The sequence below is a fragment of the Paenarthrobacter sp. NPDC091711 genome, assembly GCF_044756605.1.
In the GTDB taxonomy this organism is placed as follows: domain Bacteria; phylum Actinomycetota; class Actinomycetes; order Actinomycetales; family Micrococcaceae; genus Arthrobacter.
Map to the genome: position 1 here is coordinate 1 of NZ_JBIVTF010000003.1, position 14,760 is coordinate 14,760.

The 14,760-nt window shown below is 62.4% G+C and carries 12 protein-coding genes; 7 read left to right on the plus strand and 5 right to left on the minus strand.

Annotated elements, in window-relative coordinates; genetic code table 11:
- Positions 1 to 134 precede the first annotated feature (134 nt).
- From ACIQH5_RS05755 to ACIQH5_RS05765, 3 genes are all read right to left on the minus strand, one after another.
- Positions 135 to 1,820: an ABC transporter substrate-binding protein gene (locus ACIQH5_RS05755; RefSeq protein WP_400401093.1), complete on the minus strand. Its 1,686-nt coding sequence runs from the start codon at positions 1,818 to 1,820 to the stop codon at positions 135 to 137.
- Positions 1,821 to 1,959: 139 nt separating this feature from the next.
- Entirely contained in the window at positions 1,960 to 3,975 is a 2,016-nt protein-coding gene (gene murJ, locus ACIQH5_RS05760; protein ID WP_400401095.1) for a murein biosynthesis integral membrane protein MurJ, read from the minus strand.
- Between the two features lie 26 nt (positions 3,976 to 4,001).
- Positions 4,002 to 4,505, minus strand: coding sequence for an NUDIX hydrolase (locus ACIQH5_RS05765; RefSeq protein WP_026005276.1), 504 nt, complete (start codon positions 4,503 to 4,505; stop codon positions 4,002 to 4,004).
- 196 nt (positions 4,506 to 4,701) lie between these two features.
- On the opposite strand from ACIQH5_RS05765, the gene ACIQH5_RS05770 reads away from it, so the two are divergent.
- The 5 genes from ACIQH5_RS05770 (at position 4,702) to ACIQH5_RS05790 (ending at position 10,632) form a co-directional block, all read left to right on the plus strand.
- Positions 4,702 to 6,171 carry a CCA tRNA nucleotidyltransferase gene (locus ACIQH5_RS05770; protein ID WP_400401097.1) on the plus strand — a complete coding sequence of 490 codons (1,470 nt, stop codon included), beginning with the start codon at positions 4,702 to 4,704 and terminating at the stop codon, positions 6,169 to 6,171.
- Entirely contained in the window at positions 6,168 to 6,749 is a 582-nt protein-coding gene (locus ACIQH5_RS05775) for a histidine phosphatase family protein (protein ID WP_026541028.1), read from the plus strand. Before ACIQH5_RS05770 ends, ACIQH5_RS05775 begins: the two co-directional genes overlap by 4 nt.
- A 601-nt stretch (positions 6,750 to 7,350) precedes the next feature.
- Positions 7,351 to 7,491 (plus strand): hypothetical protein, encoded by a 141-nt coding sequence (locus ACIQH5_RS05780; RefSeq protein ID WP_181151794.1) that lies wholly within the window; start codon positions 7,351 to 7,353, stop codon positions 7,489 to 7,491.
- Positions 7,492 to 7,676: 185 nt separating this feature from the next.
- On the plus strand, positions 7,677 to 9,194 hold the full coding sequence (locus ACIQH5_RS05785; RefSeq protein ID WP_400401099.1) for a glycosyltransferase family 87 protein: 1,518 nt from the start codon (positions 7,677 to 7,679) through the stop codon (positions 9,192 to 9,194).
- On the plus strand, positions 9,187 to 10,632 hold the full coding sequence (locus ACIQH5_RS05790) for a phytoene desaturase family protein (RefSeq protein WP_400401101.1): 1,446 nt from the start codon (positions 9,187 to 9,189) through the stop codon (positions 10,630 to 10,632). Before ACIQH5_RS05785 ends, ACIQH5_RS05790 begins: the two co-directional genes overlap by 8 nt.
- Positions 10,633 to 10,639: 7 nt before the next feature.
- Here the strand turns inward: ACIQH5_RS05790 and ACIQH5_RS05795 are convergent, their stop codons facing one another.
- Positions 10,640 to 11,341 (minus strand): ABC transporter ATP-binding protein, encoded by a 702-nt coding sequence (locus ACIQH5_RS05795; RefSeq protein ID WP_400401103.1) that lies wholly within the window; start codon positions 11,339 to 11,341, stop codon positions 10,640 to 10,642.
- 24 nt (positions 11,342 to 11,365) lie between these two features.
- Positions 11,366 to 12,460 carry an ABC transporter permease gene (locus ACIQH5_RS05800; protein WP_400401105.1) on the minus strand — a complete coding sequence of 365 codons (1,095 nt, stop codon included), beginning with the start codon at positions 12,458 to 12,460 and terminating at the stop codon, positions 11,366 to 11,368.
- A 195-nt stretch (positions 12,461 to 12,655) separates the two neighbouring features.
- On the opposite strand from ACIQH5_RS05800, the gene ACIQH5_RS05805 reads away from it, so the two are divergent.
- Both ACIQH5_RS05805 and ACIQH5_RS05810 read left to right on the plus strand, forming a co-directional pair.
- Positions 12,656 to 13,936, plus strand: coding sequence for a sensor histidine kinase (locus ACIQH5_RS05805; protein ID WP_400401107.1), 1,281 nt, complete (start codon positions 12,656 to 12,658; stop codon positions 13,934 to 13,936).
- On the plus strand, positions 13,933 to 14,589 hold the full coding sequence (locus ACIQH5_RS05810; protein ID WP_400401109.1) for a response regulator: 657 nt from the start codon (positions 13,933 to 13,935) through the stop codon (positions 14,587 to 14,589). The genes ACIQH5_RS05805 and ACIQH5_RS05810 overlap by 4 nt, the downstream gene beginning before the upstream one ends.
- Positions 14,590 to 14,760 lie beyond the last annotated feature (171 nt).

A 14,760-nucleotide genomic window follows, 5' to 3' on the forward strand; every position in this document is an offset into this window, starting at 1 on the left:
ACGAACTCAACGACAGACCCCGCCAACGATTCGACTTCTGCACCCCCAATGAGATGATCAGAACCTTCCTGTTGCGATAACCGCTAGAAACCGCCGAATAAAAACGACCTCAACTGCTACTTAGTTGGGTGGTGTTACTGGACGGTGACCTCGGCGAGGCGAAGACCAAATCCGAATCGCGTCTTCGGTGCAGCCAGCTTAGGCAGTGCGCTGATGACCACAATGACGTATTCGGTCTGCGTCGGCGCGGCAAGCGGCATGGTCAGTTCAGGTGACGTGAAGCTATTGGTTCCCACCAATTTTGCGCCATCCATGGCAGGACGATCGTTGGTGTAAACGCTGATGCTGCCACCGGATCCACCAAGCTGGTTGAGGACAACGGACTTGACCTCCGTGGGTTCCTTGAGCTTGATCACGAGCGGCATATCCTGGAAAAGTCCACCCCAGTTTGCGGTAGCGAACTCCATGTCCGACCAGTAGCTGGCAGCGTTGCCGTCAAAGGCCCTCGTCAGGTCCTTGTCATAAGTAGCCGCGAAGGGGAAATCACCGAGTCGGGTGATCTCTTCAATTTCCGGCGGTGTGGCAGGCGCCGGAGCCTCCGTGGGCTCAGGCTCTGTGGTTTCCGCGGCAGTGGTTTGTGGGGCGGGGGTGCTTTGCGTCGCCGCCGGAGTGCCGCTGGGCAGCAGGCTGCCGAGGTTGGTCACCGCAAGAACGAGTCCCACCACCAGGACGGCGGCGAGCAAGCCGCCTACAAGCCAGCGAAGGGAACGGGGTTCCTTCTCCGGAGCCTCGTCTTCATAGACTTCCTCGTCCGCGTAATCATCTGCGTAGTTGCCTGCGGCAGCGGACGACGCCGGGAAGTTGGTAGCAGAGCGATCGTAACCGGAGTCGTTGCCGCGGCTTCCGAAACCACCCGCAGCCGCGCCGGTAGCTGCACCGCCAGCGGCGCCTGCCTCCCGGTCCCTAAAGCCGTAGTCTTCCTCGGACCACAGTGAAACCTTGGGTTTTTCAGCCGAATCACGGCTAACAGATTCAGGGCTGACGGGCTCACGGGTTGCGGGCTCACGGCTGACAGGCTGCGACGAGACGGCCTGGGTGGGAGGCCGGGAAGCAGCAGGCGTCGTGCTGCCACTATCGCCAGCGGCAGCACCGGCGTCGTTGTTCCTGGAGCCGGAATTCTTCAGCGCTGCAGCGGCGGCAACGCCAGCTGCTCCGGCGCCGGCAGCGGCCGCAGCGAGCTTGCCCGCAATACCGCTCTTGGGCGAGGACGGGCTGGACGAGGGCATGGGCGGTACGTGTGGCGCTGTGCGGGCGGGTGCGGCAGGCTCAGCCTGGGGCTGGTCGTCGTAATCCGACGGGATGGGGTAGCCGTTTTCGTCGTACTGAATGTACTCGGCGTCGTGCTCGTCATCCTCATACAGGCCGTCGTACGTCTCAGGCTCATAGGTCCGCGGCTGGCCGAAGATCTCGCTTCCGAGCGTTTCCGTAAAGAATGGCTCGATGTACGGCGGGTTGGTGGCCACCACGAGGTCCAGCAGATCAGCGGCGGTGCTGTGGTTGGTGATCAGGTACGTGGTGTTTTCACTGATGCCAAGGTCAAGGATCTGAACGTGACCTGGCCGCTCCCCTGTGGCTACTTCGCGGGCGCTCTGGGCAACCTGCTCAGCATTTCCGGGACCGGCAACAAGGATGCTCACGGGACGGTTGAGGACCTGGTCCACGCCGTCGAGCACCTGATCTTGGTCATGCGAGGTCAATACATTGGCCGTGACCTTGTAGCGGCCGCCAAGTACTGATCCGACGTCGATCGGGTGGGACACGTGTTCCTCCTAGGCTGTCTGGTAGCTGCGGTCCTGCTCGTGGCTCACCCGGCTGGCCGGTTGAACCGCTTTTGCAACTACCTATATTCGTTTCTAGCCTAACGGATTGACGCCCGCCGCCCGTGTTGGCGGCACCGGCTCACTTCCTGTGGTTTCCGCGGACGGGGAAGTATGGATTCTGTCCGACGTCGCCTTGGTAGGTGCGCCGACCCGGCAGCGGGACCTGTGGCGAGAACTTGCCGCCGCGCGCCGTGCTGGGTGCATCTTCCTCAGGCAGGTACGTCTTGGGCGCCTCTGAGGAGTCGTCAGCAGCGGCTTCGCTGGAGCGTTGGGGTGCAAGCGCGGGGCCGGCCCTGAACGAGGCAGCGTCGAACTCACCGGAGATGCGAGGAATCAAACCGGTATCGTCCGAGACTGTGGCGCGTGCCGGCGTCGTGGGTTCTGCGGGGGCGCCGGCAGGCGCAGGGATGCCCCGACCCAAGCGACCCATGAGCGGCCGCAGGAGGTCGCGCAGTTCCGTGACGTGGAAGACGCGGAGAAGGACCAGGTACGCAATGAGCATGACGGGCCCGACGACGACCACCGTCACCAGGGCGGCCGGGCGGCTGCTCCACGCGAAGCCGTCGGCGCGGTAACTGCCCAAGAGCCACAACGCTGCGGCGCCGGCCAGCGCAGAACCCAGGCCTGCGTAGCCCATGCGGATGTAGGAGTTGGCGATGCGGGGACCGTCGAGGTGACCCAGCAGGCGCCGCAGGAACACCACGCTGATCACCACGGACAGGATGTTGCCCAACGTATAAAGGATGGCGATCGCGTAGATGATCTGGCCGACGGGGAGGAACTGGATGAAGAACGCACCCACCACGTAGATCACAGCCAGCCACAACTGGACATACAGGGGCGTCCGGGCGTCCTCGTTGGCGTAGAACACGCGGGACATCATGAAGTTTGCGCTCAGGAAGGGTGTGCTGAGGGCCAGGATGGTGAGCGTCTGGGCCAGCATGACGCCGTCCTGGGGCTGGCCGCCGGAGAAGAACATGCCCAGTGGACCTGCCAAGGCAAAAAGCGCCAAGGCACCGAAGACCGTGGCCACGGCCATGGTGCGGAGCCCGTGGGACAGGGCTTCGCGCAGCTCGGCTTTATTGCCGTCCTGCGACGCACGCGTCATCCGGTTAAAGAGGACGGTTGCCAGGGACAGGGCAATGATGGAGTGCGGCAGCAGGTACAGCTGGCTCGCGACTTCCAGGACGGCGTTGCCGGGCAATACCGCAGCAGCGGCCTTGTCCCCGGCGTTGTCCAAACGGAGGCGCTCAGCGCCGGGAATAGTGGCGATCCTCATGACGTACAGGAACGCCAGCTGCCCGACGGCGGCAGTCGCCAGCGTCCAGACGCTCAGCTTCGCTGCCTGGCCCAGTCCAACTCCGCGCCAGCCGAAGCGGGGACGCAGGCCAAGGCGCAACCGGAAGACGGGAATGAGGAGGATGGCCGTCTGGGCGATCACGCCAAAAGTTGAGAAACCGGCAATGAGGAGCGTCTGGGTAGGTCCCCAGTTGTCCAAAGTATGGGGGTTGTAGATGTTCTCGCCCAGAATCCAGATGAACATCCCCAAGCCCGAGATAGCAACGAGGTTGTTCAGGATGGGCGCCCACATGGCGGGGCCGAACGCTCCATGGGCATTCAGCACCTGGGTGAGGAGGGCGTAGAGCCCGTAGAAGAAGATCTGCGGCAAGCACCAGAAAGCGAAGGTGACTGCCAAGGCCTTTTGTTGCTCGGAGTAGCCCTGCGTGGTGAGGTCGATGACCAGCGGCGCTGCGAGCGTCACAATGGTGGTCAACGCCAGCAGCACCAGGACTGCGAGGGTCAGCAGGCGGCTGATGTAGTCCGCACCACGGTCAGGTGCCTTGCTGGCCTTGATGATCTGCGGGACCAGGACGGCGTTGAACACGCCGCCGGCCACCAGCAGGAAGATCAGGTTAGGCAGGTTGTTCGCATTAATGAACGTGTCATTGATGGTGGAGCCCAGGCCGAGGGCGGCGCCGAGCATCCAGGTTTTGGCGAAGCCAAGGAACCGGGAAACGAGCGTTCCTGCTGCCATGATGGCGCTGGAACGTGCTTCTCCGGACTGAACGGACTGGGTGGTTTTGGCTTCAGACATCGCCTTTATCGTCCCATGTAGCCGGGTCAGAGATGTTCGGGGAGTACTTCCCGAGCCAAATCGGCGATGCGGCGTTCATTCGGGAAGGACAATTTTCGGGCCAGTTCCTGGATGGGAACCCATGCGGCGTCCACGGCCTCTTGGTCCGGATCATTCTCGATGGTCAGCTCTCCACCCGTTGCCCGGAGGAGAAAATGGTGCACGGTCTTGTGGACGCGGTGGCCGCTCACCGTGAACCAGTAGTCGATGCTGCCGAGGGGCGCAAGGATGCTGCCTTCGATGCCGGTTTCCTCCGCGATCTCACGGACAGCAGCTTCCTCATTGTTCTCGCGACCTTCCGGATGGCCCTTCGGGAGGCACCACTCAAGCCGGCCACCCCTATTAAGGCGGGCGATGATCGCAACCCGGAGTTCGCCGTCGGACGTGTCTACTACAACGCCGCCGGCCGAGACTTCCTCCACAGTGGGAAGCGAGGCCTGCACCGGGTGCTGCTGGGCAGGCGCGACGTGGGCACCGATTGCCGACGGCAACGGTGCGTTTGTCCTCCTGCCAGGAGCGCTCGGGATCGGGTTGGCCATGAGGTCCACTCTAACGACTCTTGCCCTCGAGTGATGACTGGGACATGGCCACAAGATGGACTGCGGGAGATGGTCTGCGGACACATGCCTGATTTCGCATGGAACAGTGGCCCAATGCTGAGTAAAAATCTGCCAAGCTTAAGGGACTATGGCGCACGTATTGGACAGCTCTTCAGTTAACTTCACCATCGATCCGGTGGTGCTCGACCTCGGGCAGCGCTTCGTCGATGCCGGCTTCGAGCTGTCCCTGGTGGGTGGGCCTGTGCGCGACCTCTTCCTCGGGAGGACCTCCCCGGACCTCGATTTCACCACCGATGCCACTCCTGACCAGACCATCGGCGTCATCAAGAAGTGGGCCGACAACTTCTGGGAAATCGGCCGCGCTTTCGGCACTATCGGCATGAAGAAGAGTGGTTTCCAAATCGAAATCACCACGTACCGTGCAGAAGCCTACGATCCCGATTCGCGGAAGCCCGTGGTGGCGTTCGGCAACTCCCTGACAGATGACCTCCTTCGTCGCGACTTCACCATCAACGCCATGGCGCTGCGGCTGCCCAGCCTTGAACTCGTGGATCCGTTCGGCGGCGTCCGCGACCTTCACGCCTCGGAGCTCGCCACGCCCGGCGCACCTGAATCGTCCTTCTCGGACGATCCGCTGCGCATGATGCGTGCGGCACGCTTCGCGTCGCAGCTCGGCGTGTCGGTCCACGACGACGTCCGGCTCGCCATGTCCCAAATGGCCGACCGCATCAAGATTATTTCCGCCGAGCGGGTCCGCGAAGAGCTGGTCAAGCTCATTAACGGGGCCCACCCCCGGGTGGGCATTGATCTCCTGGTGGATACCGGGCTGGCGGAATTCGTGCTCCCTGAAGTTTCCGCCCTGCGCCTCGAAGCCGATGAGCACCACCGCCACAAGGACGTGTACCAGCACTCACTGCAGGTGCTGGAGCAAGCTGCTGCCCTGGAAACGGGTCCAGACGGCGCCGTGCCCGGCCCCGATTTTGTGTTGCGGTTCGCTGCGTTGATGCACGACGTCGGCAAGCCGGCTACGCGCCGCTTTGAACCGGGCGGCGCGGTGAGCTTCCGCCACCACGACGTTGTTGGTTCGAAGCTGACAGCCAAGCGGATGAAGGCGCTGCGTTTCGACAACGAGTCGATCAAAGCCGTTTCCCGCCTGGTGGAGCTCCACATGCGCTTCTACGGGTACGGCGATGCGGGCTGGAGCGACTCCGCAGTCCGCCGCTACGTCACCGACGCCGGACCCCTGCTGGAGCGTCTGCACCGACTCACCCGGTCCGACGTCACCACGCGTAACCAGCGCAAGGCCGACCGCCTGTCGTTCGCCTACGATGACCTTGAGCAACGCATCTCGAAGCTTCTGGAACAGGAATCACTGGCGGCCGTCCGGCCTGACTTGGATGGAGCGCAGATCATGGCGCTTCTGGGACTGAAGCCTGGCCCCGTGGTGGGGCGGGCCTACAAGTTCCTTCTGGAAGAGCGGATGGAACACGGACCACTGTCCCCCGAGGAAGCTGAGCAGAAACTCTTGGCATGGTGGGACGCCCAACCCGAGTCCGCCGTCGTCGAGCCATTGACCGAAACTGAGGAGCCCTCATGAACGCTGCGACTTCACCACGTCCGCAACTCTGGATCCTTCGCCACGGCGAGACCGAGTGGTCCAAGAGCGGCCAGTACACGGGCCTGACTGACCTCCCCCTCACTGTTGAGGGCGAACAGCAGGCTGTGGAGGCACGCAAGGTCCTGGAAGGCATCGACTTCGACCTTGTCCTTACCTCGCCCCTGCGCCGGGCCCGCCGCACGGCAGAACTCGCAGGCTACCCGGAAGCCGTCCATGAGCCGCTTGCCGTGGAATGGAACTACGGCGATTACGAGGGCATCAGCTCGGACCTCATCCGCAAGGACAACCCGGACTACCTCATCTGGACCGACGGCGTGCCCAACGGGGAAACCCTGGACGAGGTTGCCGCCAGAGCCGACAAGATCATTGGCCGCGTCCTGGAATCAGGAATGGACAATGTGCTGATAGTGGCCCACGGTCATTTCTCCCGCATCCTGACCGCCCGCTGGCTCGAAATGGATGCACGCGAAGGCCGGCACTTCATTCTGGGAACAGCAAAGGTCTGCACCCTTGGTTGGGATAAGCGGACGCCTGCAATTGTTCGTTGGGGTCTCTAAAACACGAATTTAGAAAAACTTTTGGCGAATTAGCTAATTTCGCTGGTCAAACTCCATGTTCATGGGGTAGCTTATATCTTGTTCCCAGAGCGACCCGCCGGGAACCAGGCGCGCATTCACCGGTTCAGTCAGCCGTGACAATGCCACAGCAGGCTGTTACAGCCAGAAAAGGAGGTTGGGAAAATGATTACTTTGACTAGCGGACGGAAGTTGACCGTCACTGCTACCCCGGCCTCTGCTGATGACGCGCGCCATTTTTGGACTCTCTGATCCACTCCTGAACTACCGGACCGGCTTGTTGCCGGCGGTATTTCTAACGGCCCTCCTGTCTTTGGATGGCTGAGTAGTCAGTTGTAGGCGCGGACCCACGCAGCATGCCGCGGGTGCGCAGTTTCCCCATAGTTCGGAACCAGCTTCTTGTTGGGTCGACTGCCGGAAGCACGCGCTATTGCACGACGAACCCCTTTTCAACAAGGTCCGCAAACCCCCTTTATTAGCCTCGGCTATTTATGCCCTTTTAGCCTTGATTTCTTCTGAATTCATATGGCTCTAATTGTTGCGCCTAAATTCCGATTACTTATCTCCTGAAAGGAGGTGAATCATGCGAAAACGCCCAGAAGACATGCGCTTCTTCAAGAGCACCAACGCTCCTAAGGACCGCACTCTGTTCAACGGCCAGCTGCTCGACCAACGCCGTGAAGACGTCTACGTTGTCCTGCACCAGATGGGACTCATCCGCTGATGCCCAACAGCTGAGCCCGAAGGAGTTCAGATGCCACACATTGATGCTGAACCTCAAGGAGCCCACGCGGCTACGCGTGGGCTCCTCCCCTTTTTAACCGAGTGGGCCTCTTTAACAGGGTGGGCCTCGTTAACCTGGTAGACCTTGTTGGTCTGGTGTACCTCGCAGGACTGTAAGCTCGATCCATGCAGGAGACGAAGCCTCACCGGCCGGAAAAACGTGCCCGCTTTGTGGTTCCAAGCCGCAGTGATGCCCTGCTTCGAAACTTCACCGAACTTGTGGGCGGTCCCCTGGGCAAGCACTCCTCCCCAGGGAAGATGACGTCCGGTCCGTTCACGGTGGAACGTGTCTTGATCATCCTCACCGTTGTGGCTGCACTGCTTGCCGTACTCGCGAAGGACTACTGCCGTGTCCGTGGCTGGGAGACTCCCGGGCAGTTCTACGCAACGTGCTATTCGGACTTCCCTGAGCTTTTCCGGAACCGCGGCCTGGGTGACGGCATCTTTCCGTTCTTCACGCAGGGCAGCCTGTTTGAGTACCCGGCGCTCATAGGCATCATCGCCGGTATTACGGCCTTGCTGGTTCCCGGCCAGGGCGTGGGAAACGAACGCATACTGGGCTACTTCGACGTCAACGCGACACTGATCGTTGCAGTATGGATCGTCACCGTGCTCCTGACCGCAAGGATCAACAGGCGCCGCCCCTGGGACGCAGCCATGGTGGCCGTAGCTCCCGGAATCATTTTGGCCGGCTTCATCAACTGGGACATGTGGGCCGTGGGGCTCCTGGCCGTTGCGATGTACTTCATCTCCCGGGACAAGCTGATCCTGGCCGGAGTGTTCATCGGGCTGGGCTCAGCTACCAAGATGTACCCGCTCCTAATACTCGGGGCCTTGCTGGTTTTGGCCCTGCGCACCGGAAAGCTGCGCGCATTCTTCATCACTGCCGGCACAGCCCTGGCAACCTGGCTGGTAGTGAATCTGCCCGTCGCAGCGGTGAACCCATCGGGCTGGCGCTACTTCTTCGAATTCAGCCAAGACCGTCCGGCCGGGTACAGCTCACCGTGGTTCGCTTACAACCTCGTGGCGGACAGAGTGCGTTGGATGCAGATTGATGGCGCAACCATCAACACGCTTGCCCTGTGCCTGTTCGCTCTGGCATGCGTGCTTATTGGCGCCTTGGCCTTGTGCGCTCCGCGGCGACCCCGCCTGGCTCAACTGATGTTCCTCATCGTTGCCGCGTTCATCCTCACCAACAAGGTCTACTCCCCGCAGTTCGTCATCTGGCTCATACCGCTCCTTGCCCTGGCCCGGCCCCGCTGGCGCGACTTCCTCATCTGGCAAGCGGCCGAGGGACTGCACTGGGCGGCCGTTTGGATGTACTTGGGCCAAACGACCAGCGGCGGATCCGTCCAGCACAACATAGACATGTCCTACTACGTGCTGGCCGTGGGATTGCACATGGTTGCCACCGCTTATCTCATGGCGCGGGTGGTGATGGATATCTGGGATCCCGCCCAAGACCCACTCCGCGCTGATGGCGTGGATGATCCGCATGGCGGACCATTCGACGGCGCACGGGACTGGCTGCGGTTCGACGTGTTCCACCCCTCCCGGTCAGTGTTGCCGTGGCGTCCCCGGGCTACGGTGGAAACCACCGAAGCGAAAGAACCCCAGCGTATGGAGGTAAACAGCGATGGTTGATGTCGCCGTCGTCGGCGCCGGTCCCAACGGCCTGGCCGCCGCAGTGGTGATGGCCCGCGCCGGGCTGAGTGTCCACCTTTACGAGGCAGCTGATGCGATCGGAGGTGGATCGCGGACCAGCGAGTTGATTGAACCCGGCTACCTGTACGACATCTGCTCAGCGGTGCACCCCATGGCGGTGGCGTCCCCTTTCTTCCGCGATTTTGAGTTGTCGCAGCGGGTGGATCTGCGTCTGCCGGAGGTCCAGCACGGAACACCGTTGGACGTCGGAGGTGCGGCCCTGGCCTACCAATCCCTGGATCGGACGGTGCAGGAGCTGGGTGTCGACGGGCCAGCCTACCGTCGGCTGCTGGAGCCCTTGCTGGAGCGGGTGGACGGGGTGGTGGACTTTACCTCCAACCAGCTCCTGCGCATCCCGAAGGATCCTTTGGCGGCTATCAGGTTCGGACTGGCTACCTTGGATCAGGGAACCCCGCTCTGGATGCGGCGATTCCGGGAGGAAGCCGCGCCCGCGCTGTTGACGGGCGTGATGTCACACGCCCTCGGCTCGCAGCCATCCCTCAGTTCAACGGGTGCCGGACTGTTGCTCAGCGTTCTTGCCCACGCGGGAGGTTGGGTGATTCCTGTTGGTGGTTCCATGTCCATCGCCAGAGCAATGGCTGACGACCTCACGGCGCACGGAGGCACTATCCACGTAGGTGAACGCGTGAACTCCCTGGATCAGGTCCGGCCCGCGAAAGCCATCCTGCTGGATGTTGCCCCGCCAACTTTGGCCCGCCTGGGTGGGGCGGAAGTTCCAGACCGCTACCGCCGCGCATTGGAAGCATTCCGATTTGGGAATGCAGCGTGCAAGGTGGACTTCATCCTGTCCGGGCCTGTTCCGTGGCGCGACCCCGGATTGGCTAAGGCCGGGACAGTCCACGTTGGCGGTTCCAGGCTGGCGATGGCGGAGTCGGAGAACCTTGTGGACATGGGCAAACACCCAACCGAGCCATACGTCCTGGTGTCCCAGCCATCTTTGGTGGATTCGACGCGGGCCCCGGAAGGCCGCCACGTTCTGTGGTCCTATTGCCACGTACCAGCCAACTCCACGGTGGACATGGCGGAAGCTGTTATGGCCCGCATCGAGCGCTACGCACCTGGCTTCCGTGATCTTGTGGTGGGATCAAAGACCACGACGGCGGCGGAACTGTCCGCGTACAACGAGAATTATGTGGGTGGAGACTTCAGTGCAGGCCTGCTGGACCTGCGAGGCCTGGTGCAGCGACCGGTGGTGTCCAACGTGCCCTGGCGAACCCCGTTGCCCGGCGTGTACTTATGTTCCTCGTCCACCCCGCCGGGGCCCGGAGTGACGGGAATGCCCGGGTACCACGCAGCAAGATATGCCCTCAAGGACATATTCAAATTGCGTGTACCCGGGCTAGGTGTGGGACTGTAGCTGACCCCTAGTTGGGTTGCGCGGACTGGACCAAGGCGCGGCTGATGCGTCCGTCCCTCATAGTGGCCACCGCGTCGGTGAGGGGCAGGAACCCGGTGTCATGAGTGACCATGACGGTTGCGGTCCGGAACTCGTCGGTGACCTGCCGCAGCAGCCGGACAATGGACTCGCTGCGTTTCTGGTCGAGTGCGGCTGTTGGTTCATCGACCAGGAGAAGGGTGGGGTTTCCCATGAGGGCCCTCGCAATGTTCACCCTCTGACGTTGGCCGCCGGACAACTGGTGAGGTCTCTTGTCTGCCGCACCGGAAAGCCCCACGACGTCCAGCAGCTCGACCGCCTTCTCCCTTTCTTCGCGTACTTGCTTGCCCCTCAGATGCTCGCGGATCAGCAACTGCTCGACGGCGGTCAGTGCGGGCAGCAGATTGGGTTGCTGGAAGATGATGCCCACTTTGTCCCGGCGAAGGGTTGTGCGTTCGGCCTCCGTAAGGGTGGAGACGTCCTGCCCGTCGATAATGACCAGCCCGGCCGTGGGTTTCACGAGAGTCGCTGCGACGGCCAGAAGTGAGGACTTGCCGGATCCGGAGGGCCCCACAAGTGAAAGGAATTCACCCGTGCTGACGCTGAGGTTGACGGCGTCCAGTGCCTTGAGAGTTGAGGTGCCGTCCGGGTATTCGAGGGAGACGTTGATCAGGTTCAATGCTGCACTCACGATGCATGCCTTTCTAGGAATGTATTAGTTGCCACCGAGGGCCAATAGCGGATCCACCTTGGTGACGCTTCGGACAGCAAGGACCGCGCCCCCTAAACCGAGCAGGATGATCCCCGCGATGGGGAGAAGCGTGGTCATGGGAGTGATGAGAAAAGGTGCGGCCTGGGCAGCGAATGTTCCGCCAGCCAAGCCAAGAAGTCCGCCTCCAACGGCTCCGACCAGCAGCACCATGGCCGCTTGGGTGAGGGCATCCCGCAAAACGTAGCCGGACGATGCTCCCAAGGCTTTGAGGACGGCGATGTCACGCGTGCGCTGCACAGTCCACACCGTCAGGAACGCGACGATCACCAAAGCCGAAATGCCGTAGAGGAATGCCTGCATCAGCATGAGTGAGCCGTTTTCGCTCTTGTACGAGGCCAGTGCTTGGAAAGACCCCACAGGATCGGTACTGACCGTGCCGGCCGCCGCATTGGCAGCGTCGATGTTCACGGAAGCTCCGGCGTCGAAAGTTGCGGCGATAACAGTGGCTGTGCCTGGTGCCGCGTGCGCGATGGACCGCCACGTGTCCAGCGTTGTCCACACCACGCCCGTGTGGGAGTACCACTGGTCCTCCACAACAGCTGAAACCGTCAGATCTGTACCGCCCGCACGAACCCGGCTGCCAACATCCAATCCCAGCTCCTTGGCCAGCGATTCACCCACCACCACCGTCCCGTCCTCCACAGCGGACGGTGCCGCCGCGGACGGTGCCAGGCCGCCGCCAAAGACTGCAACGTTGGCGGTTCCAGCCGGAGTCCCGCCATCACTCAGTGACTGGAAACGGGTTTGGCTGATCCCCAGAGCCTCAGCGGAGGCAACGCCCGGCTGATTCCGCCATACCGCGAGCTGACCAGCGGAAACTTCGGACTCGGTGTACGAAGCCTTCGGCTCGGCCCCAGCGGGTGCGCCGAAGGCAATCTGCTGCACAGGCAGGGCCCCGAGGGCCGACGTCGACTGGTTCCCCAAGCCCGCCGTCAGCCCGGACAGCATAACCAGCAGCAAGGTGATCAGGGCGACCACGCTGCCCATGAGCGCAAAGCGGTCCTTCGCGAAACGGATGTCGCGGATGGCAAGAAACATCGGATTCCTTCGATTCAATGCGGGCTTGATCCCGGCTATATCAACTCTTCCGGCGATAGGCCTGAGGGGCATCGGGAGCCGGATGGATTGACTGGCATCGTGGGGTTGAGCCAGCGATCATCCGAATGGTTGATTCAGGCCGCACAGGGCCGAATTCGGGGCGGTTTACTGCACGCCGGGGATACGCTGTGAAGCATGCAGTCTCCCGCTGGCGCAGCCACAATCCTCCGCGTGCTGCGCGTGAGCCTGCATGTAGGTTTCGCGGTTCTGTTGCTGGTGGCCGTGGTCCGGTTGATGACGGGAATGGGAACCAGCGGTGCGCCGTCGGCTGTGGCCGTGTCCGCCGGTCTGGGGCTATCGGCCGTGCTTGCGATGGTCTACCTCGGCGGGACTCTCCTGGAGAAACGCCACGCGACTGTTCCCACTCGGTTCAATCCGACGCCTTACGCGCGCTGGTGGCTGGGTGCGGTGATGCTCCTGTGGCTGCTGCTCCTCCTGGTCAGCAGCGACTTCGCATGGGTGGCCTTTCCCTTGTTCTTCCTGCAGCTTCATTTGCTCCCCCGCGGCCTCGCCTTGCCCGCGATCGCCGTAAGCACCGCCCTTCTGGTGGGTACGTTGTGGTTCCACAGCCGAGGATCGTCCGACGGCGGCCTGCAGCTTGCGATGGTCCTTGGACCGGCGTTCGGGGCAATCTTCGCGGTGGTCACCGGCCTGGCCTACCGTGCACTGTTCCTCGAAGCCGAGAACCAGCGCGCTGTTGCTGACGAGCTTCGCAGGACACGTGCCGAACTCGCACAAACCCAGCACGACGCCGGAACGCTGGCTGAGCGCGAACGGCTCGCCAGGGAAATCCACGACACCCTTGCACAGGGCTTCTCCAGCATCATCCTGATGGGCAGGTCCGCGGAGAAAGCCTTGGACCACGGCGATACCACCGCAGCAAAAGAACGGTTACGGACGGTTCAGGACACGGCGTCAGCCAATCTTGCCGAGGCCCGAAGCTTTGTTCGCGGCCTTCGCTCGCCGGATCTTGAGGAGTCCGGGCTCGTGGACACACTCCGCCGGCTCTGCGCGAAGACGGAGACGGAGGCTGCCGCGAGGGGGTCTGCGCTGCGCTGCCGCTTCGAGCTGGTGGGTACGCCCGTTGAGCTGCCGAACACCTACCAAACCACCCTGCTCCGGGCCGCACAGGCTTCCCTCGCTAACGTATGGGCGCACGCCCGCGCGAGCACCGCCGTCGTGACCCTGTCCTTCCTTGGAGGGGAAGTGACCTTGGACGTTTTTGACGACGGCATAGGATTCGAGCCGTCGACGGCGGCCGGCACAGCGCGTGGCGACGGAACCGGCGTCGGGTTTCAGAGTTTGCGTGAGCGGCTGGCCGCACTGAACGGCAGCCTGGAGATCGAGTCGGCGCCTGGTGAGGGGACAGTGGTTGCGATCCGGGTACCGTTGCCGGCGGATGAGGGTGCTGCGTGAGTGATATTCGAGTATTGCTGGTGGATGACCATCCGGTGGTTCGAGCGGGACTGAGGGCAATGCTCGCCGATTTCCCGGGGGTGACCGTGGTTGCCGAGGCGGCTGATGGTGATGACGCGCTGCTCAAGCTCAGCAAGCTGCACACCCTGGGTGAGCCGGTGGACCTGGTGCTCATGGACCTGCAGATGGGCAGCGGCATGGACGGCGTAACGGCCACGGAGAAGATCAAGGCGGGCGAGGCCGGGACTCCCCCGCCGCCCGTCCTGATCCTGACCACTTACGACACCGACGCCGACATCCTCGCCGCAGTGGAGGCCGGTGCGAGCGGCTACATGTTGAAGGACGCCCCGCCGGAGCAGATCCGGCAGGCCGTGTTATCCGCGGCGGCCGGGCAAACCGCGTTGGCACCCGAGGTTGCGGCGCGGCTCATGGGCCGCATCCGCAATCCTTCGCCGGCTTTGAGCGCCAGGGAAGTCCAACTTTTGGAGCTCCTGGCCACGGGTATGAGCAACCGTGCCATGGCCAAGCAACTCTTCATTTCCGAGGCCACGGTGAAGACCCACTTGGTGCACATCTACTCCAAGCTCGGCGTGGACAACCGTACTGCTGCCATCGCCGTGGCGACGCAGCGCAGGATTATCCGAGGGCGCTAAGTTCACCCAACTGAGTAGCAGTTCACGTCGTTTTGAGCGCTCAGAACGACGTGAACTGCTACTCAGTTGGGTAAGGAATTCTGGTTAAACGGTTGACCTTTTGCCTTTTTGCAGTGACGATTAGTGCACGTTTCGCTATGAGTTAGATCACAAAAAGTCACTCGTCGAAAG

What these genes read in the sequence shown, in the direction of transcription:
- ACIQH5_RS05785 (WP_400401099.1), top strand. Translation starts at nt 7,677, where the DNA reads ATGCAGGAGACGAAGCCTCACCGGCCGGAAAAACGTGCCCGCTTTGTG.
- ACIQH5_RS05780 (WP_181151794.1), top strand. Translation starts at nt 7,351, where the DNA reads ATGCGAAAACGCCCAGAAGACATGCGCTTCTTCAAGAGCACCAACGCT.
- ACIQH5_RS05790 (WP_400401101.1), top strand. Translation starts at nt 9,187, where the DNA reads ATGGTTGATGTCGCCGTCGTCGGCGCCGGTCCCAACGGCCTGGCCGCC.
- ACIQH5_RS05775 (WP_026541028.1), top strand. Translation starts at nt 6,168, where the DNA reads ATGAACGCTGCGACTTCACCACGTCCGCAACTCTGGATCCTTCGCCAC.
- ACIQH5_RS05800 (WP_400401105.1), bottom strand. Translation starts at nt 12,460, where the DNA reads ATGTTTCTTGCCATCCGCGACATCCGTTTCGCGAAGGACCGCTTTGCG.
- ACIQH5_RS05805 (WP_400401107.1), top strand. Translation starts at nt 12,656, where the DNA reads ATGCAGTCTCCCGCTGGCGCAGCCACAATCCTCCGCGTGCTGCGCGTG.
- murJ (WP_400401095.1), bottom strand. Translation starts at nt 3,975, where the DNA reads ATGTCTGAAGCCAAAACCACCCAGTCCGTTCAGTCCGGAGAAGCACGT.
- ACIQH5_RS05770 (WP_400401097.1), top strand. Translation starts at nt 4,702, where the DNA reads ATGGCGCACGTATTGGACAGCTCTTCAGTTAACTTCACCATCGATCCG.